We start from the raw sequence: 24,608 nt of genomic DNA on the forward strand, positions 1-24,608 counted from the left end.
AGTTTCCTATTTAAATATTTCACTTAGATCTAAACTGTTGAAATAGGCAATTAATTCTTTATTTTGAGGTACTGTCATAATATTTCTCATATAATCTTGATGAGATACATCTGATGCATATAATTTCTTAAATTCTGTGTTTGTTTTTTGATAATATTCAAATGTTGATTTAGGTAAAAGTGTAGCATCTACTCTTTTAGATAAGACTACTTTTAAGTTCTCAACTTCTGTATTTCCATTAATTCTTTTTATTTTTCCAGAATCAACTAAATCATCAATTCCAAGATATCTATGGCCTGCCATTCCTGCTAGTTTTTTCCCTATTAAGTCTTCTGGTTTTGTATAATAAAAATCTGCTTTACTTGAAGAGATAATAACATTTGAGTCTTGCAAGAGCGCTGTCCAAGAAAAGTTACTTAAAGAATCTTGACCAAAGCCCCACTTCTGATTAACCCATAGAACCATCCAGTTAGCGTCACATTTACGTATTTTCAAGCAGTCTTTATTTATCCATGGTTTTAAAATATAATTTAATCTAGAACGAGGAATAACTTTTAATTCAAAAAGGTATTTTCCTTTTGCTTGTGTATTTAAATACCTAACAACATCATAGGATAAACCACTGTTTTGACTATTAATAAAAGGCGAATGATTGTGGTAAGTATAAATTATAAACTTTTCTTGTGCAAACAAAGAGAGTGAAAATACAAATAAAACAAGTAAAATAGCTTTTTTCATAATAGATCCTTTAAATTTTAAATATATAAATAATAACATAATAATAATAATTAAATATAAAAATCATTACTAATATGAAACTTTAAATCATTTAATTTAGCTATCAGCTATTATATCTTGATTCCAAAATTTTGTTTTACTTTTTTATTTATATATACACTTTTCGCTTAGATATATTTTCTATTAAAATAATCTTATTTTTTATTTATACTCAATAAGTTCAGCGCATCATTATATTTCTTGTAATAAAATTTATAAGCAATAAATAGGGGTAAACTATGAAACTCTTTTTTTTATTATTAAAAATCACACTAATGGGTATTTTCTTAAGTAAGAATCTTTTTGCACATGATGATATAAAAAAACTATTAATTATTGACTCCTTAAAAGGAGAACCCTACAATACAGTAAGGAAATCTATGATTAATACCCTTGAAAATTTGGGTTATGTTAAAAATAAAAACCTAATTATAAAATACTACTCCTTAGGAAATTTTACAGATATAGCCAAGAATATTTGGTTGCACAGAGAAAAAAACAACAAGTACAATGTTATCTTTTTAAATGGAACCATTGCTACAAAAGCATTTAAAGAACTTGCTTTAAATGATAAAAATAAGTTTGTTTTTGCTAATGTCACGGATCCCGTTGGCTTAGGAGTAATTGAGAACTTTAACACAGCACCTAAGTACAATTTTACAGGTGTTTCTTATCCTGTTCGAATAGAAGAGCGCTTGCGTTTTATTAAAGCGATTTTCCCAAATATAAAAAGAATTGCATTAATTTATGGAAATCTTCCTCAATCCCATAGTTACAAGTCTTGGATTCAAAAAGCTCTTTTATTGGATGAATTTAAAGATATTGAAGTGATTTTTAGAGAAGTACCTTTTGTTGGAAGTGAAGGTGGACATAAACGTATGGCAATAATTGCAAAAAAATATGTTTTGGAATTAAACAATAAAGTTGATTTATTTATTAGTCCTAATGATACTATGGGAGTACAAAAACCTTTTGCAAAAATGGTCTATGAAAATAGTACTAAACCCTTACTTGGATTAGGAAGAAAAGACGTAATGGAAGATTGGGGAGCTAGTATGTCAATATACCCATCTTTATCTCAAGCAGGACAAACAGCAGGAGAAATGATTGACAAATTATTTAATGGTTCAAAAATAAAAGATATTATTCCTACATGGCCAAACACGGGGCTGGCCTTTGATTTACAAAAAACAAAAGCTTTTGGAATTAATATTCCAGCAAAACTTATAAAAGAAGCCGGACAAAATATTAAAGAGTAGTTCAAAATCAAGCAGGACAAAACATTTGAAAATACAAATCACTTATCATCCTTATAATATATTTTAGGCTTTTATTAACTTAGCTATTTACTCTTTATTTTTTTAAATAGATTCGTTATAATAATTCAAATTCTGCTACTAAGGTTTCTTATGAAATTATCATTTAAATTTTTTCTTATTGTTTCTATTTTATGTTTATCTTCTGTGTTAAATGCAGAACAAAAAAATGCGCAGGGCTTAAAAGAAATATTGGAAAGACCCCTAATGGAACGATATGTTTTAGATGAACTAAAAGACTTACGTATTGAAAATATGAAACTACGCATACAAGTTGAAAAAAGATTAACAAAGAATGAAGTAGGTCAAACCGATCGAGCCGCTCGGTACATGACAGATACCATTGGAAATATTTTTTATTTAATTGCAGCAGCTACTTCTGTACTAATATTCGCAGGATGGAATTCTTTTCGAGATATTAGAATTAAAACAGAAAGTATTGTAGAAGAACGTCTCAATATAATTACAAAAAAGTACAATGAAAAAATGGAAAAACTTCAAGAAGAAATGACCTTACAATCAGAAAAAATCCTTGACAATCAAAACAAAATTTACAATACCCAATACATTCACTCCTTATGGATGCGTTCAAACCTAGAAACCAATCCTCAATCAAAAATTGATATTTATGATGAGATTATAAATATTAATCCAGATGATGCTGAAGTTTATGCTTATAAAGCAGATGCTGTTTTAGATATGGATGAATATGAATGGGCATTAAATCTTAGCAATAAAGCCATAGAAATTGATCCAGAATATGGATATGCTTATTGGCAACGTTCGTGTGCGAATGCTGTATTGCATAATAACAATGAAGCCATAGCTGATTTATTAATAGCTATTAAACAAGCTCCTAATTTAAAAGATGAAATAGAAGGCGAAGAACTCTTTGAGAATCTAAAAGAGATTGAAGAATTCAAAGACTTATTGAGCTAAAAAAATTTAGCTCCAAAGCTGTAATTAATTTACTTGTTTATACCTGAAACAAGAGATTACGTGATCATTCACCATTCCAATGGCTTGCATATATGCATAACAAGTTGTTGGACCTACAAATTTAAAGCCTCTTTTTTTTAAATCCTTGCTCATCTTAATAGATTCATCACTAGAAGATGGAACTTCTGATTCAGTTTTCCATTTATTTATAAGTGTTTTCCCTTCTAAAAATGACCAAATATATGTATCAAAACTACCATATTCTTTTTGAATAGTTAAGAATACTTTAGCATTTGTAATTGTTGCATTAATTTTTAGTTTATTTCTAACAATACTCGTATCATTGATTAGTTCTTCAATTTTCAACGAAGTGTACTTTGATATTTTTTTTGTATCAAAATTATCAAAAGCTTTTATATAACCCTCTCTTTTTTTTAAAATTGTTGCCCAACTAAGACCAGATTGCGCACTTTCTAAAATTAGCATTTCGAAAAGTAATCTATCATCATGAATAGCTACACCCCATTCTTCATCATGATATTTCATTTCCAAGGGATTTTTACAAGCCCAAGCACATCTATACATTGAATCTCCTAAGTATTTTAATTTTTTGTAAAAACATCTTTTAAAATTTGGGTAGTTCTCTCAATTGGGTTTTCTCTTATTCGTTTTTCTTCTTTTTCAATCATTAAAAAAAGACCATCTAAGGCTTTATTTACTATATATTCATCAAAAGACTCATCACTAGAACCAGGTATATAAGAATCCACTCCAAGAGTTTTAGCATAAGAAGTAAGTGAGCTTGAATCCACATAGGATTTTATATTTTCTTTGTAAAAAGAATTAAAAGAAGAATAATATGAAGCCACATTATTAGCAGCCATTGTTTCTTTAATAATAGGAGTGATTAATGTTTTTAATGATTCTAGGGTATTTGTTTTAAAATAAGTCGTTGCAGAATTATCTGCACCCTTTAGAATATTAGAAGCGTCTGTTATCGACATATTAGAAATACTATCGGCAAATATTTTAGCAGTTTTGGGAGCTGCTTGTGTAGCTGCATTGTTCATGGCTTTTTCTAAATCGTTAATATAAGACTCACCACCTATTTTACTAATCAAAACTTTTGCTTTTTCTAAATTTGACGGAAGTGGTATTTTTACTTCAGCGTTATTTAAATAGCCATTATTAGCACCTAATATTGTAACAGCAGATGTCACTCCTTTGTTTAAAGCTTCTTTCAAGCCTTTAATAATCGTTTCATTGCTCAATGAAGAAGATGAACCCGTTTGCATTTTTACTACTTCTTTTGCTTCTTTAACAATACTGTCTGTTAAATCAGAGAAAGAAAAAGAAAAAGCATAAGTGCTCAATAAAATCATTATAATTAGTGTTTTTTTCATTTTCGGATATTCCTTTTAATAATATATTTGTTTATTATATTGAAATTTTTGATAAAAGAGATTAGCTCATCTACTTTAAGTAAAAGACAGGATTTATAATCTTCTTATAAAGAATCGGACTATCTTTTAAATCTGTATATTAATAAAATACTTAATAATACAAATAAAACCAACCAAATAAATTCACTGTCAAAAGCCAACAAAAAGTCTATTATTTCTTGTAAAAAAAGTCCCCATAAACTAATGGCGATAAAAGTAGAAAAAGCTACAACAGTTATAATCGTATAGTGTTTTAGACCAATTAAAAAACCAATAATAGCCCCAACTATTGGCCCAGTCATCCAAAAAGGAATAAAAACAAAAAGAAAAAGACCAAAACTTCCATATCTATCAAAACTTTTTTGATGTTTTTTCTTTTTTGTTTTTATAGTATTAAAAAAATTCTCCAAAAGTTCAATTTTTAAAATACCATTAAAACTTAATACAAATAAAGGATAAATAATACAAACTAATATTAATTCAATTAGTACATTAACAGAGATTGCAACTATATGAGACAGTTCTACTGCATAAGCAAAAGATAAAGCAGGAACACGACCTACAAGTACATTAGTAAGCACTATTCCTGTAATTTTATTTGCAAAAGTAATATCAATTCGATAAGAGATTATTATAAATAAAAGAAGGCAGAAGAAAAGGAAAAGGCCGAAAATAAAAATATTTCCAGCTTTTCCTTGAAAAAGTTTTTCTAAAAGTTCCTTCATAATAAACTCCGGAGGTTTTTATATATATTTTATCACATAGAAGATAAGAGAATTTTAATAAAATGGATTTACTGTGTAGGTATAATATTGCAAATATTATGGATAGTTTTTAATTGTGATAGCTCCCATTTTTCTTTAATCTTACCATATGGCAATAAATTCACTTTAAAAAATATAGTTGGGATTTATTTTTTGTTTTAGAGCTCATGAAAGCTATCGCATTCGTTCTTTACTTTTCTTTATTGAAAGAAACGTAACAAAAGAAGCAACTGCCACGTTGTTGAAAGCAAAGCTACCTTCGCTTATTGTTTTACTTAGTAAAGTAGAGATTCATCTCTTTTTTACATCATATAACAAATAAGGTTAATTACATTAACATCTAAATACAAAAAATAAAAGGGACAGGCAAGTTTAAATTTTTGAATAATAAATTTTATTTAATCGCTTAGAAATTTTGAGATTGTGTGTTAAATCAAGGCGGAGCTTGAATTGAAAAGCGGAGTGTACAATGAGTACGTGAGTATTTAAATTTGAGCTCCAACGCAGAGTTAGCGCAGAAGCTCAAAAATTATAAGTGCTTAAACTGTTCCTTGCTCGAACTGAGCTCTTAACTTATCTTTTTCTTTTTGTCTTTTCACTTTATCGGCTTCTTTCTCTCTAAAATCTTTCAATGAAAATTTCAGTTGAACTAAAAACGATGCTGCTACAAAGATAGATGAGTAAGTACCTACAATTACCCCTACAAGCATTGTAAATGCAAAACCATGAATAATCTCTCCACCATATAAAAACAGTGTTAAAACAACGAAGAAGGTTGTTAATGAGGTAAGAGTTGTTCTTGATAACGTTTTTGAAACAGAAAAGTTTACTACTTTTTCTAAAACAGTTTCTTTGGTCGTACTAACACCTTCTCTGATTCTATCAAATACAATAATTGTATCATTTAGTGAATATCCTAAGATGGTTAGAATGGCTGCTAAAATATCTAAGTTTACTTCTACTTGGAACAAAGAAATCATTCCTAAAGCAATAGTAATATCATGTACTAATGCAAAAATAGAAGAAAGAGCAAAACGCCATTCAAATCTAAACGATACATAAGCCATAATAACAAGAAGAGATAAAGATAAAGCCATAAGACCTTTTTCTCTTAGTTCACTTCCTACTTTAGGACCTACCATATCTACTCGTCTTATTTCATATTTTCCCGTATTTACAAGTAATTTTGAAATCTCATCACCTACATCATTTGCTAAGTTTGATGAAGAGTTTGTAAGTTTAATTACAATTTCATCAGGACTTCCAAATTCTGTAATCGTAGAATTATGAAAATTTTCAGTTTTATTTAAAATATCTCTGATATTTTGAATAGGTGCTGTTTCTTGGTATTTAACTTGAACAATTGTTCCACCTACAAAATCAACTCCGTAGTTTAAACCTTTAGTTAAAAGTAAAACCAAAGAGACAATAACTAATACAGCAGAGAAACCTAAAAAAGGTAATCTTTTTCCCATAAAATCAAATGTTTTATCGCTTTTAAAAATTTCCATTATTTAATACCAAACCATTTTCTTAAATTTTTGTCTTTTTGCATTTTTTGACCCAAGGCTTCATAAACACCATGAGTTCCTAAAATAGCTGTTAACATAGAAGCTAAAATACCAATAGAAATAGTTACAGCAAAACCTTTAATAGGTCCTGTTCCATATGCATATAAAATTATAGCAACTAAAAGCGTAGTAATATTTGCATCTAAAATAGCTCTCATTGCATTTGAATAACCATCTTCAATTGCTTTAGGAATGGAGAGACCTTGTTTTAATAACTCTCTGATTCTCTCCGTAATAATAACATTTGCATCAACAGCCATACCAATAGTTAATACAATTCCTGCCATTCCTGGGAGGGTCAAGGTTGCCCCAAACATTGCCATAACTGCAACTATTATAAAAATATTAGTAACCAAAGCAAGATTTGCAATAATTCCAGCATATCCATAATATACAATCATAAATACAAATACCAGTAAAAATCCAAAAATTAAAGCCATCATTGAAGCTCTAATACTATCAGCTCCCAAAGAAGGTCCTACTGATCTTTTTTCAAGTAAATTAACAGATGCTGGTAATGCTCCTGAACGAAGGGCAATTGCAACAGAACCTGCTTCACTTAAAGTAAAACCACCAGAAATTTGACCACTTCCTCCACCAATACGTTCACGTATTACGGGTGCAGAATAAACTTTTCCATCTAAAACAACAGCCAATCGTTGTCCCACACTTTTAGCAGTATAATCTCCAAAAATTCTAGCACCACTTGCATTCAGTGTAAAATTAATAATGGCTTGATTACCTTGATCAAAAGCTACACTTGCATCAATTACTTGTGAACCAGTTAAAATAGGAATTTCTCTTACTAAAAATTTTTGAGTAGGATCACTTGAGTGTTCTAAAATAACATTTCCATAAGCAGAAGCTTGTGCAGCAGTCATATTAAATACTTGGTCCATTCTGTCTTCATCAACAGACATTAATTCTAGTTTTGAAGGTTTTGAAATTAATTCTCTTGCCGCTTTTTCTTCTGCTTGAGTTTTAATACCAGGAAGTTCAACTACTATATCAACCGCACCTTGTCTTACAACTGTAGGTTCAGATAAACCAAATTGATCTAATCTGTTTCTTATAGTTTCAACTGCTTGACTAACCGCTAAATCTTTAGTGATTTCAATCTCTTCTTGACTTAAGTTAAGTTCATATTCAAGTTCAGTATTAAAATTAATCTCTAAACCTTTTATTTTTCCTAACATTTCATCCAGTTTGATTTTTTCATCCGCATCTAAAAGTACAAATCGAACCACTTCTTTTGTAAATTTTAGTTCATCAATAACAATATCTTCATCATCCGTAAAATATTTAACAGAACTTGCTATTGTTTTTATCTTAGATACAACTGCTTCTTGGGTATTTACACCAAGTAACATGTGTAATCCACCTTGTAAGTCTAATCCTAAATTGATTTTCTTACCTTGGTCAGTTTGCACAAAAGAAGGAAGAGCAAAAACAATTCCAAAAATAATGCTTAACATAAATATTACGAGTCTATAATTAAAGATTTTCAATCTCTTTTCCTTAGATTGGATTAAGTAGGTAATTTAACTCTTTAAAAAGAGTTAAATAAATATTAGTCGAATTTTTTAGAAACAAATTCTTTAACAAGTTTCATTTCTGAATTGTCAGAATTTTTAACTGCAAAAAAGTCATCTTCAACTTTTACAATTTCAACAATAAGACCACCACTTGTAACTACTTTGTCACCTTTAGCTAAATTAGCTAACATCTCTTTATGAGTTTTTGCTTGTTTTTGCTGTGGTCTAATAATTAAAAAGTAAAAAATTGCGAATAACGCAACTAGGGGTAAAAGAGAACTTATTAAGTCTGCACTTCCATTCATGTATAATCCTTTTGGTATTTTATAAAGTGGATTATTTTATCGAAAACTACATTAGACTAGCTTAAAACATATATTTCATAAATATTTTGCTACAATATTGCAAAAAGACAATGTATGAAAACAAAGCAAACCCTTCTTCTCTCCATTTTAATAGCTTTATTTATTTCTTTTTTATTCTCTTCTTCTTTGTATTTAGAATATTTTTCTTATACTAATATCTATTTAAACAGCTTTTTATCTCTTTTGGCTATTTTTGCCATTTTAAATTCATCTAAAAAAATATTGTTTTTTACTGGATTTTTCATAGGGATTTTATGGTTTTACTGGCTTAGTTTTTCTTTTATACATTATGACTTAAGTTATTTAATACCCTTTGTTATCCTAGGTATTGCTCTTATTTATGGAATTATTTTTTATTTAATGGCTTTATTTGAGAATATTTATTTTAAAGCTTTTGCTTTATTTGTTTTATCTTTTGTCCATCCTTTTGGTTTTTCTTGGTTACAACCAGAGATTTTATTTGTTAATTCTATTTTTTCGATTCAAAAAGAAGCATTTATTTTAATTATTCTTTCTATGCTTGTTTTGTCTGTTTTTAAAAAATACTATAAAGTTTTATTTCTTTTTCCCTTATGTTTTGCACTGGATCAAAAAGTTGCTTTAAGTGAAGATGTAAATCTTAAAATATTTATGCCAGAAATTAATATCAAACAAGAAAATAAATGGAAACAAGATAAACGTAGTGAGATAATAGCTCTTAATAACAGACTCATACTAAATGCAATTGAGCATAATTATGATTTAATTGTTTTACCTGAAACTGCTTATCCTTTGGTGCTTAATAAAAATGAAAAATTAATGAATTTTTTATTAGAACAATCTTCTAAAATAGATATTGTGCTTGGTGCTTTAAACAAAAAAGACAATAATTATTACAACTCTTCATATCATTTTTCAAAGAATAAACTAGTCATTGCAAACAAAGTAGTTCTGGTGCCTTTTGGAGAAGCCGTACCTCTTCCTGAAGTTATTGCAAATTATATCAATGATATTTTTTATGAAGGGGCACAGGACTTTTTAAAAGCCTCTAAAGCCACGGATTTTAATATAAAAGGCTTAAACATAAGAAATGCTATTTGTTATGAAGCAACAAATGATATTTTATTTGAGAATTTAAATGGAGTTAAACACATGCTTGTAATTTCTAACAATGCTTGGTTCACACCCTCAATTGAACCAATCTTACAAAAACAGCTCTTAAGATATTATGCTAAAAAATATGGAATTACTATTTATCACAGTGTAAATGGAAGTCCAAACTATATTATCAAACCTTAAACTTTTTTTGGATTTCTAGTAAGATTTCTTCTTTATTTTTGTTTTCATCAATTTGTAAATCATAAGCAAAATCCAAAATAGTTTTAAAGGTTTTTCCAGGCTTAAAAGCAAGCCTTAATAAATCTCTTCCAAGTACGAGTTTTTTTAAAGGCTCATTGTGGATATCGAGTTTTTTAGCTTCATTTAATAAATACGCTATGGCTTGGGGACATTTTTCTTTGTCTTTTATATCTCTGCCTAAACAATCAGCCAAACATACCAAACATAAGTTTTCAATATTGACTTTCGTAGACAAACGTTTAATAGCTTTAAGGCTTGGTTTTTGTTTAAAAAAAGCAAAAGGAAGTAAGTGGTATTTAACCATCAAACATACTTCTTCTATTAGTTTTTTATCATCAAGTAGTTTATTTAAAAAAGAGATGGTAGGTTTTAATCCCAGCGTTTCGTGTTTATAGGAAGTAATATGTCCATTGATTTCTTTTGTACAAAAGGGTTTTCCTAAATCATGGCAAAGAAGGGATAAAAAAAGCATTAGGTCTCTTTTATTATTGCCTGTTTTAAGCTTGCTCATTTCATCCAAAGTCATTAAAGTATGTATCCAGACATTGCCTTCTGGATGATATTCTTCATCTTGAGGGCAGCTTATTAACGCTTCTAGTTCTTCATAATATTTTAATATGCCTAAGTCTTTTAAAAGTGTAAAACCAAGAGAAGGTTTGGCAGCTTTTAAAAAGAGCTTTTTAAACTCATCATATATACGCTCTTTGGGTAATTCTTCTAAGGCATTATTATCAACTAAAGCTCTGCACAATAAAAAGGTCTTTTCATCTAAGTTAAATTCAAAACGCGCACAAAATTGTATGGCCCTGTATACTCGTAAAGGGTCTTCGACAAAGGTTTTTTCATTTATATGTTTTAAGGTTTTAGTTTTTAAATCATTAAGACCATTATGATAATCCAAGATTTCATCCGTATTATAATCATAACCCAAAGCATTAATAGTAAAATCTCTTCTTAGACTTGCTTCTTTAAAAGAAAGTTGTGGATTAATTTCTACATCAAAACCTTTGTGACCTAAGCCAATTTTTGTTTCAAGTCTGGGAAGAGCAAAATCAAATTCATGGTTTTTTGTTTGTAATTTTAAGATACCAAAACTTTTTCCAACAAGATTTATTTTGCCAAATTTTTCTAGTTTTTTTACAAGGGTATCGTAGTCTTTGATATTAAATACTTCAATATCATAGTCTTTAATAGGAAGGTTTAAGAAAGAATCTCTTACACAGCCACCTACAAGAACGGCTTTAAAGCCTTCTTCTTGTAAATAAGCTAAGATTTCTCTTAATTCAAGGGGCAGTTTAATCTTTTTTGTATAAATGCACATCTGTTTGTGGGTAAGGAATAGAAATACCTTCTTTATCAAAACGTAATTTGATTTCTTCTGTTAAATAAAATTTAACATCCCAATAATCAGGTGTTTTAACCCAAGCTCTTACTACAAAGTTTACACTTGAATCAGCAAGTTCAGAAACGGCAACGGTAATACCATCTTTAACTAAAACTTTTTCATGGGCTTCTACAATATCATTTAAAATATTTTTTGCTTTTTTAATGTCATCGTCATAACCAATTCCAATTACTAAATCAACTCTTCTTTTATTGTGAGCATTGATATTAGTAATAGCTCCACTTGTAATTGCTGAGTTAGGTACTAGAATTTTTTGATTATCTGGCGTTGTAAATTCTGTATTAAATAAGTGAATATGAATTACTTTTCCAGTAACCCCACCTGCATTAACAACATCTCCAACTTTAAAAGGTTTAAAAAAGACAAGCATAACACCAGAAGCAAAATTAGATAAAGAATCTTTTAGTGCTAAACCAATAGCTAAACCAGCAGCACCAATGATTGCTAAGAAAGAAGTAGTATTAATGCCTACTTGATCCAATGCAGCTAAAAGCACCATTACAAGCAATGCGTAATACATTAAACCAGAGAAAAAATTAAGTAAGGTTTGATCCACCCCTTTCTTTTTTCCTAAGAGTGCAATTACAATATCTGTTGCTTTTCTTGCTAAAAATTTACCTATCACAAAAATTGCCAATGCAAACATAATATTTAATGCATACATGCCAAAAACTTCAGAAAAATCTTCCATTTTAACTCCTTGATTTAAAAACAATAAGAGTAAATATTAACATATTTATCTCTTTTGTTTTATTTTAATTGCAGAATTATAACTAAAAAAATCAATAAAATATCTAAAATAATTATTTATTTAAAATATTACTTATTTTAGAAACTATTTCTTCTATTTTTACTTCTTCTTTTTCAAGTGTTCTTCTGTTTACTAATTCAACCAAACCATCTTGTAGTTTTTTTCCTACTACAATTGCATAAGGAAAACCAATAAGCTCAAAATCACCCATTTTAAAACCAAATCGCTCTTTAACTCTGTCGTCAATAATAGTTTCAATACCCTGCTCTTTTAATTCTTCATAAATTTTAAGGCCAGCATTTAATTCTTCTTCTTTTTTGGCATTAGATACAATTACATCTACTTGAAAAGGAGCCGTTTCTTTGGTCCAAATAGAACCTTTTTCATCGTGATTTTGTTCAATTACCGCTGCAACCAGTCTTGAAACACCAATACCATAACATCCCATTTCAAAAGGCTGTGTTTTTCCATTTTGATCTAAAAATTTAGCATCCATTGCAAGCGAATATTTAGAACCCAATTGAAAAATATGACCTACTTCTATTCCTTTTGTATATTCTAATTTACTTTGGCAAGATGGACAAGCATCACCTTCTTGTACAGCAATTAAATCTACATAATCCAAATCAAGAGAAGTCAAATCAACGTTTTTATAGTGATAATCTACTTCATTTGCTCCACAAACAAGATTATTATCTCCTTGCAGTTCTTTGTCAAATACTACTTTAATATCTTTTGGAAAATCAACTATTCCACAAAAACCTGCTTTTAAATTGGCTTTTTCTAAATCATCTTCACTGGCATCTTCTAATTCTGAAGCCCCAATTGCACTTGCTGCTTTTGTATCTTCTAAGTTATCTGTTCCTCTTATGAAAAAAACCACTGTTTCAACTTTATCTTCATAAATTGCTTTTTTAATAACCGCTTTCATTGTGTAATAAGAATAAATGTTTAAAAATTCACTTACTTCATCTATTGTTTTTAAAGCAGGTGTATGTACTTTTTCTAATCTTTTACTCTCAAGTTTATCTTGTTTTTTAGGCGTTCTTTTGGCTGCTTCAATATTAGCTCCATACTCACAAGAAGGACAAACAACAATAGTATCTTCTCCTGAATTAGCTACAACCATGAATTCTTTTGAACCAGATCCACCAATAGCTCCTGAATCAGCTGCTACTACTCTAAAATCAAGACCTAAACGATTAAAAACATTTTTATACGTTTCTTCCATTACGTGAAATTCACGTACTAAATCTTCTTTAGAAGCATGAAAAGAATAAGCATCTTTCATTAAAAACTCTCTACCCCTCATAAGACCAAATCTTGGTCTTGCTTCATCTCTAAACTTAGTATAAATTTGATACAAATTAAGTGGTAAATTTTTATAAGAAGTAATTCTGTTTTTTACTAAATCAACTGCTGTTTCTTCATTAGTAGGTGAAAGCACATATCCTGTGTTTTTTCTATCAGAAAATTGCAGTAATTCTTTTCCCATTGTTGAAGCACGACCAGATTGTTCCCAAAAACTTAAAGGTGTAACAAAACCAAACTGTACTTCATTTGCCCCAGATTTATCCATCTCTTCTTTTACAATTGCTCTTATTTTGTCTAAAACAATTTTTCCTAAAGGAAGATAATTATAAATACCTGAACCTGTTTGGTTAATAAAACCTCCACGTACTAAATATTGGTGTGATGCTAAACTTGCATCTTTTGGCGCTTCTTTTGTTGTTGGAATAAACATTTTTGAGAATTTCATATACTGTTCCTATTTTTTATTGTTTTTATTGTTTTTACTGTCTAAGGCAAAAATATTTTGAATACTTGATAATACTGCATCTGATTCAAGGCTTTTTGATATTGTTTTTAATTGTTTTGTGGGTTCATGCAAAAATTCATTTAAAATTGTTTCACATAGTTTGGTAATATTTTTTTCATCTTTTGCATCAATATAACCCTTAGCTATTGCATTAGAGATTTTTTTCTCTATTACAGTGTTTGCTTTGACATACATTTGTTTTACAACAGGGTCAATTTCCAAAGATTTAAGCCAGGTAAAAAACTCTTTAGAATACTTGTTTACTATGGTATAAGCTTCTTTTGCTTTTTCTGCACGTATTTTCATATTCTCATTTACAATTTCTTGTAAATCATCTACCGCAAAGACTTCTAAATTTGAACTTTTTATACTGTCAATATCTCTTGGAACTGCTATATCAAACCAGTAACGATTAAAAGAACACTCTTTTACCATATCTTGCGTGATAATAGGATAAGGTGCTGATGTTGCCGTAAATAATAAAGGAATATCATTTAATAAAGCATTGATATTATCGTAAGATTCAACTTCTATTTCTTGGTCAAAATTTTGAGCTAACAAGGTAGCTTTTTTTAGATTTCTACTTACAAGGACTACAGAAAAACCTGATTTGTGAAGATGTCTTATGGTTAACTCACTCATTTCACCAGCGCCAATAACCAAAGCTTTTATATTTTTAGTTTCAGAAAAAAAAGTTTTGGCTTTAGCTACAGCTGTTGAAGCTACAGATACAGACCCCGTACCTAATTGAGTGGCATTTCTTACTGCTGCTGAACATTGAAAAGCGTAATTCATGGCTCTTGTTAAACCTTGATCACAATAACCTTTATTTAAAGCCATTCTATAGGCATCTTTTAACTGGCCTACTATTTGAGTCTCCCCAATTACTAAAGAATCCAAAGCAGAAGAAACAGAAAACAAATGATGAATAGCTCCTGCATTATCATAAATATCAGCGCGCTCAAATAATTCATCAAATTCAATATTTGAATAGTTTGACAAAGCATTAATAACATATTCTTGCGATTTGGCAATATCAGAAACAGAAGCTATAATTTCAACCCTGTTACAGGTTGATAATAAAATCACTTCATCTATAGACTCTTGGTTTTTTAGTTTTTTTAAAAATTGTTCACTGGCACTTTCATCAGGGAAAGCAAGCTTTTCTCTCATTTCTATGTCAGTATTTTTATGGGTGAAACTAATGCTTAGATAACTCATGTTTAAAAATCACGCTCAATCATTGCTTTCATAATAAGAACTAGGTCCATTGAATTTTCATCTTTTAACGCTTCAATTGCTTCATTTCCCAGTTTTTTTGCCATTAAAATAGAATCTTCTAGCGCTTTTGTTTCTATCATTTGATTTTTAATCCAAGTAATGTTTTTGTCATCTAAGGGTTTTTTATATAAAGAAACAAGCGCTTCTTTATTCTCTAAACGCTCATGAAGCAATAAATAAGGAATAGTAACTTTTCCTTCTTCAAAATCATGCATAGCTGGTTTCCCTAGTGTTTTTGAATCTTGTGTAATATCCAAAATATCATCAATCATTTGAAATGCAAGACCTAGGTTTTTTCCATATGTGGCATAAATTTTTTCATCTTTATTACTTAAAATTGCAGCTGCTTGAGCACTTGCTTCTATTAAAGAAGCTGTTTTTTTATAAATCATATCTAAGTATTTATCATAAGAAGTATTAAACTCTTGTGTTAAATCAACATCAAGCATTTCACCAATACTTAATTTTGTAACAGCAGTTGCTACTAAATGAGATATTTTTTTGGGCATTAAAGAAAGTTCTGCAAATGCTTTTGAATATAAAACATCTCCAAACATTATGGCTGTTTTATTATCAAAAAGTGCATTTACAGAAGCTTGTCCTCTTCTTGTTGTTGCATCATCAATAACATCATCATGTAATAAAGAAGAAGCATGAATCATCTCTACTACTGCACATAATTTGATACTCTCATTGCTAACTCCAGCAATTTTTAAAATTAATTTAGAACGCAACATTTTACCTGTTGCTAATTTGTCTAATAAATAAAGGCTTTTTTCATCCTCACATTCTATTACATATGTTTTAATTTGTTCTTTTACTAAATTTAATTCTTCCACTTAAAGCCTTATGAATTTAATTGTCTCGATATGAAGCCCTAGGCTTCACTTTTATCTTCATCTAAACCGCTTTGGTTTATTTCTCTAACCTTGCTCTTACAGACTTGGCATGAGCATCCAAACCTTCTGTATCTGCTAAAAGTGCACAGGCTTCACCCAGTTCATTAATAGCTTCTTTTGAAAAAGAAATGACTGAAGATTTTTTCAAAAAGTTTTCTACATTTAAAGGGGAATAAAACTTAGCCGTACTTCCTGTTGGTAAAGTATGATTTGGACCTGCTATATAATCACCAATTGGTTCAGGCGTATTCTCACCTAAGAAAATAGCTCCCGCATGTTTAATTTTAGGTAAGAGTTCAAATGCATTTTGAGTCATTATTTCTAAGTGTTCTGGTGCAATTTCATTCATTAAATCAATAGCTTCTTGCATCGAAGAAGCTACAATAATTGCCCCTCTGTCATCAATAGATTTTTGTGCAATTGCTTTTCTTTTTAAGGTTTTTAAATATTCTTTTATTTCTTTAAAGGTTTCGATTGCTACATTTTCATCGGTAGTAATTAATAAAGAACTTGCCATTTCATCATGCTCTGCTTGAGAGAGTAAATCAATAGCTAAATATTTAGGCTTAGCAGAAGAATCAGCTAAAATTCCAATTTCAGAAGGCCCTGCAATCATATCAATATGCACTTCACCAAATACCAGTTTTTTAGCAGTTGCTACAAAAATATTTCCAGGTCCTGTAATAACATCTACTTTAGGAATAGTAGCAGTACCATAAGCCATAGCAGCAATTGCAGACGCCCCTCCTACTTTATAAGCTTTTTTGATATCACAAATATGCATGGCTGCTAATAACAGCTCATTGATTTCATCATTTGGTGTTGGAGTACACACAACAATTTCTTCAACGCCAGCCACAATAGCGGGAATAGCATTCATTAAAAGTGAGCTAGGATAAGCTGCTTTTCCACCAGGAATATATAAACCAGCACGATCAACTGGACTTACTTTTTGTCCTAAAATGGTTCCATTTTTTTCAAATTCAAACCATGATTTAGGAATTTGTTTTTCATGATAGGCTTTGATTCTGTCATATGCTATATGCAAAGCTGCTTTTAGTTTTTCATCAATATTATTATACGCTTCTAACATAGAACTTTGTGAAATTTCTAAATCTTTATCTTCTTTTACGTCCCACTTATCAAATTTCAAAATATGTTTTTTCAAAGCTTCATTACCATCTTCTATAATTTCATCAATAATAGAAGTAACCACTTTAGAAACGCCTTTGATATCTGTTTTAGCCCTAGCTAAGATATTTGCAAATTCTTCTTTAAAGTTTGCATCCTTAGTATTTATAATTTTCAATTTATTTCCTTAATTTAGAAAAGATTTCAGAAGCAATATCTTTGGGCTCTTTTCTTTCAACATTTATAATAAGATCAGCTACTTTTCTATAAGCATCAACACGAGAATTAAAAAGTTTTTTTGCTTCTTCTAAGTTCTGTAATAAAGGTCTTTTTTCTAGTTTTTTTTGTGCATTGGAGGAGCTGTTAATTCTGTATAATATTTCATCAAAAGAAGATTCCAAATAAACAACTGTGCCTATTTCTTTAAGCTGTTCTTGTTTATAAAAACCTCCACCCGTTGAAATAACAGTATTATTAATACTCTTAATTAACCACGAAGCACAGTCTTTTTCAAGTGCTCGGAAATGCGCTTCACCCTTACTTTCAAAAATGTCTTTTATTTTTGTTTTCGTAAGGCTTTCGATAACATCGTCAGTATCAATACAAAAGCTTCCATTTAATGCATATATTGCACGTGCAACAGTACCTTTACCAACACCCATAAAACCAATTAATATTATATTATTTTTATCCATAAGCGTGATTATATCTAAACATAGGTAAATTTACTGTCATAGGCTGTATATAAATACAATGAGTTTTACTTATTTTTGGCTGTATTTTTAGGAAATTTTCTTTCATACCGTGCTAACATTGACTCATTTCCTAGTATTCCACCTTGATGAATATACAAATAAGTATAAGCCTCATCTTCATGTTTTTTTGCATATTCTTCTAAACATAACCACGCACTTGGATCGTATAAAAGTTCAAATTCAAGCTGTGTTTGTTCTAAAAGGTTTTGATAGATTTCATAGAACTCTTTATAAAGTTTTCCAAAGTGATATTTTTTCTTTTGAGGCAAAATAAAAGGATGTTCTTTTTCATTCTTATTTAAAGAAATAAATTGTTCTTTTAAATATTTTTCATCTCCTACACAAACACAAGTTAATACTTCAAAAGCAAGATATTTTTGTAAAAATAAAGAAGTGGTTCCTGTGCCGCTAGGTAAAACAATCTTTAAATTATTAATCTTGTTTTGTAAAGCCCAAGAAGAGATTTCATCTGCAAGTATTTTAATACCTACTTGTGCTTCTTTTACTCTGGCACCTTCATCAATAAAAAGCGCAGTAACTTCTGCTTTTAAAATATTCTTAATTAAATATTCTTTTATATTTTCACAATCAATTTCTATAATATTAGCACCCAAAACAAGAGCTTCTTTATAATTCCCTTGAATATTGTTTTTCAAGTAAGAAGGAATTTTATAGACATAATAATCTAGCTCTAAATTCTTTATTTTTGCCAAAGCACTTAAAGAATACAAAGAATTCGCCTGAATGGAACCATAAGATATAATTTTTGTATAAGTACTTAAATCTTTTTGTAAAAAATAATAGAGTTTTCTGGCTTTATTTCCAGAAAACTCTTTGTCTAATAAATCATCTCTTTTTATATAAACATCAATATTATTGTATTTGATTTTTTCTATGGGGGAGTTTATGCATTTCATTAACTCTATTATACTAAAATAATGAAAATTATCATAAAAGAGTAAAAATGGACATACTAGATTATATTGATAAGGGTGGTATTATTGTTACTGTTCTTATTGTTTTAAATTTTTTTGGTTTTACAATTATTATTTGGAAATTTTTAACACTTCCACGAAAAAATACTATGATTAAAAAAATAAAAAATAAAATTGATTTTTCTAAAAGCACTACAGTGGAAATTCAAATTGAATATCATACAAAAAAACTAGAAACAGGTCTTACTTATATTAAAAATATTGCTTCAATTGCCCCATTATTAGGTTTATTAGGAACTGTATATGGGATTTTTAAATCTTTTGAAGTAATGACGTCACAAGGCTTAGGGGATCCAAGTATTTTTGCTCATGGTATTTCAATTGCTTTAATCACTACTATTGCTGGTTTAATTGTAGCCATTCCCCATCATATTTCGTACAATCATTTTATTGCACTTATTGATGAAATAGAATTAAAAGCAAAAAAAGAGATTCTTTCTTTATGAAAAGAAGAGAAACACTGGGAATGGATTTAACTCCAATAATTGATATTGTATTTATTCTTTTGATATTTTTTATGCTTACTTCTGTTTTTAAAAAAGAAGAGTTTGCATTAAAACTAACCCTGCCCTCTGCGCAAGCTAAAGAACTGGAAGTCACTCAAGAAGAGATATTTATTGAAGTAAGTCAAGATAAACTTGCTATCAAAGGAATAAGTGTTTCGTTTAACTCACTAGAAGATAATCTAAAAGAAATAAAAGATAAAAACAGAACTATTATTGTAAGAATTGATAAAAAAGTGATGTATGAAAAAGTAATAAAAGTATTGGATTTATTACAAAAATATGAGCTTCATAATTTGGCGTTAGTAACAAATCCAAATTAAAAAAGCAGCCAAAGCTGCTTTAGTTTTTGTTTAAACCTTGAAGATCACTGTAAGCAACTTCTAATCTTTCAATCAAAGTAACTTGACCTGCTCTTAAAAGTTTTCGTGGGTCATAATACGATTTATTAGGCTTATCTTCTCCCTCGGGGTTTCCAATTTGAGCTTGTAGATAATCTCTATTTTTTGCCTCGTATTCTTTCACACCTTTCCAAAATGCCCATTGTGTATCTGTATCAATGTTCATTTTAACAACACCATAAGAAATAGCTTCTCTTATTTCTTCAATATCAGAACCAGAACCACCATGAAAAACAAAACTTACTTCATTTTTAGCAGTAGAAAATTTCTTAGCTATGAAAGCTTGAGAATTTGCTAAGATAATAGGAGATAAATGTACATTTCCTGGTTTATAAACCCCATGAACATTACCAAAAGAGGCTGCTATTGTAAAGTTTTTACTAACTTTTAACAATTCTTCATAAGCATAAGATACTTCTTCTGGTTGAGTATATAATAAAGAATTATCAATACTTGTATTATCTACTCCATCTTCTTCCCCACCAGTAATCCCAAGTTCAATTTCAATCATCATATCAATTTTTGACATACGTTTGAAATACTCAACACAGGTTCCAATGTTTTCATCTAAACTTTCTTCACTTAAATCAAGCATATGTGAAGTATATAAAGGACGTCCATTTTTTTCAAAAAAGTCTTCCCCAGCTTTTATTAAACCATCAATCCATGGTAATAATTTTCTAGCCGCATGATCTGTATGCAAGATAACAGGAACCCCGTAAGCTTCTGCCATAGCATGTACATGCATAGCGCCAGCAATTCCACCTAAGATTCCAGCATCTTTGTGTTTTAAACCCTTACCTGCGTAAAACGTAGCTCCCCCATTTGAGAACTGAATAATAATAGGTGAATTAACTTTAGCTGCTACTTCTAATACGGCATTTACAGAATCAGTTCCTACTACATTAACAGCAGGAATTGCGAAATTGTTTTCTTTTGCATAATCAAAAAGCTTTTTAGCCTCACTACCACTTAATACACCGGGTTTTACAATATCTAATACAGACAAATCTGTCTCCTTTATTTAATTACTATCTTTGATTTTTTTCTTAAACTATCAGCTGTGTTTTTAAGAAAATCATTAAACTTTTTTGCTAAAAGATTTTGAGATATTTTAGCTTCTACTTGCTCAAATTTTACAAATCCAGCAGGCATTCTATCGTCTAAGTATATTACATGATATCCAAATTGTGTTTTAACAGATTTTTTTGTGTAGTTTCCTTTTTTTAAAGCGTTTGCAGCGTTTGCAAATTCAGGAACCATTTTATCCAAAGTAAATATACCTAAAGCTCCACCATTTTTTCCAGAAGGACCAACAGATTTACTTTTTGCTAATTTAGTAAAAGTTTCTTTTTTATTTGTAGCTTTGTCTAATTCTTTGATTAGCGCTATTGCTTCATCTTGTGTTTTAACTAAAATATGTGAAGCACTTAATTGTAAAGGTGTTTCAAACTTATTTTTATTGTTATTATAAAACTGTTGTTTTTCTTTTTTAGATACTTTTATTTCTTTTAACTTTTTTTGTACCCAAAATTCTAATGCTAAGTTCTCTGTTAATTTAGCCAAAGCCATTTTATATTCACTGTTTTTTTTGATTCCACTTTTTATAGCTTCTTGAGCAAGTAATTTTTGATCAACCAGTTTATTTAACAATTTGTCTTTTTGTACTTTATCCAAATTATCAAATTTAATCTTTGGGTTTCTAATAACTAAAGCAATATCTTCTGAAGTAATTTCAGATCCATTTACTGTTGCATATACAGTCCCTGCGTTTAATGAAGCAATACATATTGTAAGCCCTGTTATAAAACCAATCACACTTTTATTCATAAATATCCTTAGTATTATTAAATTGTGATATTGTATCTATTTTATATTAACAAATAGTTGAGATAAACTAATATTTAGCTTAATTTTTACTTTTTAATAATATTATTATCTGTTTTATTTTATGTAATATATAAGACACTTTACAAATTCATTTTTTCTTAGACCGCCGTTTTTATCGTTCTTAGAGTAAATTTTGAAATTTAGCTTAATTTTCCTTTAAATTTCTTTTAATTTATGTTATAATTCGGAAAATTTAAACTTAATTTAAGTATAAGATTAATCAGAATAAAGGGAAATATAAATGAGAATTTTAATTATTGAAGATGAAATTACTTTAAACAGAACATTACAAGAGGGTCTTAGTGATTTTGGTTATCAAGTAGATGCAGCTGAAAACTATAAAGATGCTGTTTATTTTATTGATATCAGAAACTATGATCTGGTATTAACTGACTGGATGTTACCAGATGGTGACGGTATCGAGTTATGTAAACTTGTAAAAAACAGATCTTCAAGAACAGCTGTAGTAGTTGTATCTGCAAGAGATGACAAAGAAAGTGAAATCGAAGCTTTAAGAGCTGGTGCAGATGATTATATTAAAAAACCATTTGATTTCGATATTTTACTTGCAAGAATAGAAGCAAGATTAAGATTTGGTGGAACGAATGTAATTGAAATTGATGAATTAGTAATCAATCCAGATGAAGAAAAAATCACTTACAATGGTGTAGAAATAGAATTAAAAGGGAAACCTTTTGAAGTATTAACTCACTTAGCACGTCACAGAGAACAAATTGTTTCTAAAGAACAATTGTTAGACGCAATTTGGGAAGAGCCTGAATTAGTTACTCCGAACGTAATTGAAGTTGCTATTAATCAAATTAGACAAAAAATGGATAAACCATTAAATATTTCTACTATTGAAACTATTAGAAGAAGAGGTTACAGATTCTGTTACCCAGTAAAAGATGAAGAAGCTAAAGCTAAAGCTTAAGTTCTAAAACAATGAACAGTGATCAAAGTATATATAAACAGTTTTATACAAAACTGATTTTAGCTACCTCACTGTTCATTGCTATTTTATCCCTACTCTTTTATGGATATACGAAATCCACTATTTACGAAAGCATCCAAAACTCTTTATTAAATGATGCAAAACTCATTGTAAAAACAAGTAAAAACTCTAAAATTGATATCAATAACTTTTTACTAATACGTAGTTCTGGTGTTACAATTGATTTGATTCAAATTAAAAACTTAGATAGGGTTACTTACAGTAGATTCTCTAATGGGCAGGATTATTTTGCGCAGATTTTATATCCCCTTGATTTAAAAAACAAACATTTTATTAAAATTACAAAAAATATTAATTCTTATATGCATATGTTAAATCAAATATTCCAAAATTTATTATTTATTTCTTTATTTGGATTATTTTTGGTCGTTTTTTATGCAGTTACAGTATCTAAGACTTTGTTAAAACCTATTCTATTAATCAATGACAAACTTTCAAAAATGAATGAAAATTATATGACTCAAATTGATAAAAAATCCTTACCAAAAGAGTTTCATCCTTTGGCTGATTCTATTAATGGTTTAACCAATAAAATTCAAACCTTTGTAAAATTTAAAAAAGAGTTGTTCATAGGTGCGGCCCATGAATTAAAAACACCCTTAGCTGTTATGAAATTAAAAAATGAAGTTACTTTGATAAAAGACAGAGATATATCAAGATATAAAGAAACGCTTCAATTATCAATTAAACAAATCAATGATATGAACTCCATGATTAGCTCAATTTTAGATATTGGAAGACAAGAAGGTGCACAGTTTGAAAAACCTATTGAATTAAACTTGGTTGAGTTTTTGCAAAGAAAAACCAATGATTATAGAATGTTAAGTTCACAAAAAAATATTACTATTACGTTTTATGCCAATGTTAATAAATATATTACCCTAATCCAACCCACCTTATTAATTCAAATTATACAAAATTTTGTACAAAACGCAATTAAATTCACGCAAGATGATGGTTCCATCTCAATACGCTTAGAAAAAAGAAAAGATACAATAGAAATATCAATTACAGATAATGGAAGTGGTATTGATGAGAGCATAGATTTATTTGCTCCTTTTAAAAGAGTAGGTACTCAAAGTGGTGCTGGGCTTGGATTATTTTTAGCAAAAAGTGCAGCAGATGCGCTGGGAGCTCAAATATATTTAAAAAACAGAACAGATACACAAGAAGGAACAATAGCTACATTAACGCTATTGGTTAATCCTCGTTGCGATTTATTCTAGGTATTATACTATTTTAGCGTGTTCAATTTTTGTACATTTATCTTGAACAATTTTAATAGAAGCATCATGTGCTCTTTGGCAAGCTTCATTATTAACAAGACCTAATTGTGTCCAAAGACAATCAATATCACCTCTTTTAATGGCCATATCTACAATAACATCAATTTCTTTTGCTTTTCTAAAAATATTAACCATATCTATTTTAAAAGGAATATCTGCTAACGATCTATAAACATCTTCCCCTAAGATTTGTTCTTCTTTTGGGTAAACAGGCACGATTCTAAAGCCAACACTTTGCAAATATCTTGCAACTCTATTAGAATCTTTTTCCTCTTTAGGAGAACAACCAATTATAGCAATTGTTTTAGTATTTTCAAAAATTCTATAAATCTCTGTTTCACTTGAGTTGATACTTGCTTCTTCATAATCCATGTTAACTCCTTAATAATATCGGTAATTATTTATTATTATACCTTTATTTTTGTCTTTT

The 24,608-nt window shown here is 29.2% G+C and carries 24 protein-coding genes and 1 pseudogene; 7 read left to right on the forward strand and 18 right to left on the reverse strand.

Going from position 1 to position 24,608, the window contains the following annotated elements; translation table 11 throughout:
- Positions 1-6: 6 nt before the first annotated feature.
- Positions 7-738 (reverse strand): transporter substrate-binding domain-containing protein, encoded by a 732-nt coding sequence (locus tag HRT41_05210; protein NQY23408.1) that lies wholly within the window; start codon positions 736-738, stop codon positions 7-9.
- A 278-nt stretch (positions 739-1,016) separates the two neighbouring features.
- On the opposite strand from HRT41_05210, the gene HRT41_05215 reads away from it, so the two are divergent.
- Positions 1,017-2,036, forward strand: coding sequence for a hypothetical protein (locus HRT41_05215; GenBank protein ID NQY23409.1), 1,020 nt, complete (start codon positions 1,017-1,019; stop codon positions 2,034-2,036).
- Positions 2,037-2,279: 243 nt separating this feature from the next.
- Positions 2,280-3,032: pseudogene (locus tag HRT41_05220) on the forward strand (tetratricopeptide repeat protein).
- A 24-nt stretch (positions 3,033-3,056) separates the two neighbouring features.
- On the opposite strand, the gene HRT41_05225 reads toward HRT41_05220, so the two are convergent.
- The 6 genes from HRT41_05225 to yajC all read right to left on the reverse strand — a co-directional run bounded on the left by HRT41_05225 (position 3,057) and on the right by yajC (position 8,649).
- A complete protein-coding gene (locus HRT41_05225) occupies positions 3,057-3,617 on the reverse strand; it encodes a DNA-3-methyladenine glycosylase I (protein ID NQY23410.1) in 561 nt (186 codons plus the stop codon).
- Positions 3,618-3,634: 17 nt separating this feature from the next.
- Positions 3,635-4,435, reverse strand: coding sequence for a DUF4197 domain-containing protein (locus HRT41_05230; GenBank protein NQY23411.1), 801 nt, complete (start codon positions 4,433-4,435; stop codon positions 3,635-3,637).
- A gap of 119 nt (positions 4,436-4,554) precedes the next feature.
- Positions 4,555-5,199 carry a small multi-drug export protein gene (locus tag HRT41_05235; GenBank protein ID NQY23412.1) on the reverse strand — a complete coding sequence of 215 codons (645 nt, stop codon included), beginning with the start codon at positions 5,197-5,199 and terminating at the stop codon, positions 4,555-4,557.
- Between the two features lie 578 nt (positions 5,200-5,777).
- Positions 5,778-6,749: a protein translocase subunit SecF gene (secF, locus tag HRT41_05240; GenBank protein ID NQY23413.1), complete on the reverse strand. Its 972-nt coding sequence runs from the start codon at positions 6,747-6,749 to the stop codon at positions 5,778-5,780.
- Positions 6,749-8,317: a protein translocase subunit SecD gene (gene secD / locus HRT41_05245; protein NQY23414.1), complete on the reverse strand. Its 1,569-nt coding sequence runs from the start codon at positions 8,315-8,317 to the stop codon at positions 6,749-6,751. Before secD ends, secF begins: the two co-directional genes overlap by 1 nt.
- Before the next feature lie 62 nt (positions 8,318-8,379).
- Positions 8,380-8,649, reverse strand: coding sequence for a preprotein translocase subunit YajC (yajC, locus tag HRT41_05250; GenBank protein NQY23415.1), 270 nt, complete (start codon positions 8,647-8,649; stop codon positions 8,380-8,382).
- A gap of 114 nt (positions 8,650-8,763) precedes the next feature.
- On the opposite strand from yajC, the gene HRT41_05255 reads away from it, so the two are divergent.
- Positions 8,764-9,987, forward strand: a complete 1,224-nt coding sequence (locus tag HRT41_05255) for an apolipoprotein N-acyltransferase (GenBank protein ID NQY23416.1) — start codon at positions 8,764-8,766, stop codon at positions 9,985-9,987.
- Here HRT41_05255 and HRT41_05260 read toward each other — a convergent pair.
- The 8 genes from HRT41_05260 to HRT41_05295 all read right to left on the reverse strand — a co-directional run bounded on the left by HRT41_05260 (position 9,977) and on the right by HRT41_05295 (position 19,005).
- The gene (locus HRT41_05260; protein ID NQY23417.1) at positions 9,977-11,368 is read right to left on the reverse strand and encodes a hypothetical protein; all 1,392 of its coding nucleotides are present in this window, start codon (positions 11,366-11,368) and stop codon (positions 9,977-9,979) included. The genes HRT41_05255 and HRT41_05260 overlap by 11 nt on opposite strands.
- On the reverse strand, positions 11,343-12,143 hold the full coding sequence (locus HRT41_05265; GenBank protein NQY23418.1) for a mechanosensitive ion channel: 801 nt from the start codon (positions 12,141-12,143) through the stop codon (positions 11,343-11,345). Before HRT41_05265 ends, HRT41_05260 begins: the two co-directional genes overlap by 26 nt.
- 112 nt (positions 12,144-12,255) lie before the next feature.
- Positions 12,256-13,962: a proline--tRNA ligase gene (locus HRT41_05270; protein NQY23419.1), complete on the reverse strand. Its 1,707-nt coding sequence runs from the start codon at positions 13,960-13,962 to the stop codon at positions 12,256-12,258.
- Between the two features lie 9 nt (positions 13,963-13,971).
- Positions 13,972-15,243, reverse strand: coding sequence for a glutamyl-tRNA reductase (locus HRT41_05275; GenBank protein ID NQY23420.1), 1,272 nt, complete (start codon positions 15,241-15,243; stop codon positions 13,972-13,974).
- A gap of 2 nt (positions 15,244-15,245) precedes the next feature.
- On the reverse strand, positions 15,246-16,142 hold the full coding sequence (locus HRT41_05280; protein ID NQY23421.1) for a polyprenyl synthetase family protein: 897 nt from the start codon (positions 16,140-16,142) through the stop codon (positions 15,246-15,248).
- Positions 16,143-16,218: 76 nt separating this feature from the next.
- Entirely contained in the window at positions 16,219-17,511 is a 1,293-nt protein-coding gene (gene hisD, locus HRT41_05285) for a histidinol dehydrogenase (protein ID NQY23422.1), read from the reverse strand.
- Position 17,512: 1 nt separating this feature from the next.
- Positions 17,513-18,028 (reverse strand): shikimate kinase, encoded by a 516-nt coding sequence (locus tag HRT41_05290; protein ID NQY23423.1) that lies wholly within the window; start codon positions 18,026-18,028, stop codon positions 17,513-17,515.
- Between the two features lie 65 nt (positions 18,029-18,093).
- Positions 18,094-19,005, reverse strand: coding sequence for a 1-aminocyclopropane-1-carboxylate deaminase/D-cysteine desulfhydrase (locus HRT41_05295; protein NQY23424.1), 912 nt, complete (start codon positions 19,003-19,005; stop codon positions 18,094-18,096).
- A gap of 47 nt (positions 19,006-19,052) precedes the next feature.
- Between HRT41_05295 and HRT41_05300 the strand changes: the two genes are divergently transcribed.
- Positions 19,053-19,529 carry a MotA/TolQ/ExbB proton channel family protein gene (locus tag HRT41_05300; protein NQY23425.1) on the forward strand — a complete coding sequence of 159 codons (477 nt, stop codon included), beginning with the start codon at positions 19,053-19,055 and terminating at the stop codon, positions 19,527-19,529.
- Entirely contained in the window at positions 19,526-19,909 is a 384-nt protein-coding gene (locus tag HRT41_05305) for a biopolymer transporter ExbD (GenBank protein ID NQY23426.1), read from the forward strand. The genes HRT41_05300 and HRT41_05305 overlap by 4 nt, the downstream gene beginning before the upstream one ends.
- Positions 19,910-19,928: 19 nt before the next feature.
- On the opposite strand, the gene fbaA is transcribed toward HRT41_05305, so the two are convergent.
- Positions 19,929-20,996 carry a class II fructose-bisphosphate aldolase gene (fbaA, locus tag HRT41_05310; protein ID NQY23427.1) on the reverse strand — a complete coding sequence of 356 codons (1,068 nt, stop codon included), beginning with the start codon at positions 20,994-20,996 and terminating at the stop codon, positions 19,929-19,931.
- An 11-nt stretch (positions 20,997-21,007) separates the two neighbouring features.
- On the reverse strand, positions 21,008-21,817 hold the full coding sequence (locus HRT41_05315) for a peptidylprolyl isomerase (GenBank protein NQY23428.1): 810 nt from the start codon (positions 21,815-21,817) through the stop codon (positions 21,008-21,010).
- 301 nt (positions 21,818-22,118) lie between these two features.
- On the opposite strand from HRT41_05315, the gene hsrA reads away from it, so the two are divergent.
- Together hsrA and HRT41_05325 are read left to right on the forward strand one after the other, a co-directional pair.
- A complete protein-coding gene (gene hsrA / locus HRT41_05320) occupies positions 22,119-22,811 on the forward strand; it encodes a homeostatic response regulator transcription factor HsrA (GenBank protein ID NQY23429.1) in 693 nt (230 codons plus the stop codon).
- A gap of 11 nt (positions 22,812-22,822) precedes the next feature.
- Positions 22,823-24,118: a HAMP domain-containing histidine kinase gene (locus tag HRT41_05325; GenBank protein NQY23430.1), complete on the forward strand. Its 1,296-nt coding sequence runs from the start codon at positions 22,823-22,825 to the stop codon at positions 24,116-24,118.
- 3 nt (positions 24,119-24,121) lie between these two features.
- On the opposite strand, the gene HRT41_05330 is transcribed toward HRT41_05325, so the two are convergent.
- Positions 24,122-24,550 (reverse strand): CoA-binding protein, encoded by a 429-nt coding sequence (locus HRT41_05330; GenBank protein NQY23431.1) that lies wholly within the window; start codon positions 24,548-24,550, stop codon positions 24,122-24,124.
- Positions 24,551-24,608: the final 58 nt, after the last annotated feature.

This window comes from Campylobacteraceae bacterium, assembly GCA_013215945.1.
Lineage (GTDB): Bacteria > Campylobacterota > Campylobacteria > Campylobacterales > Arcobacteraceae > NORP36.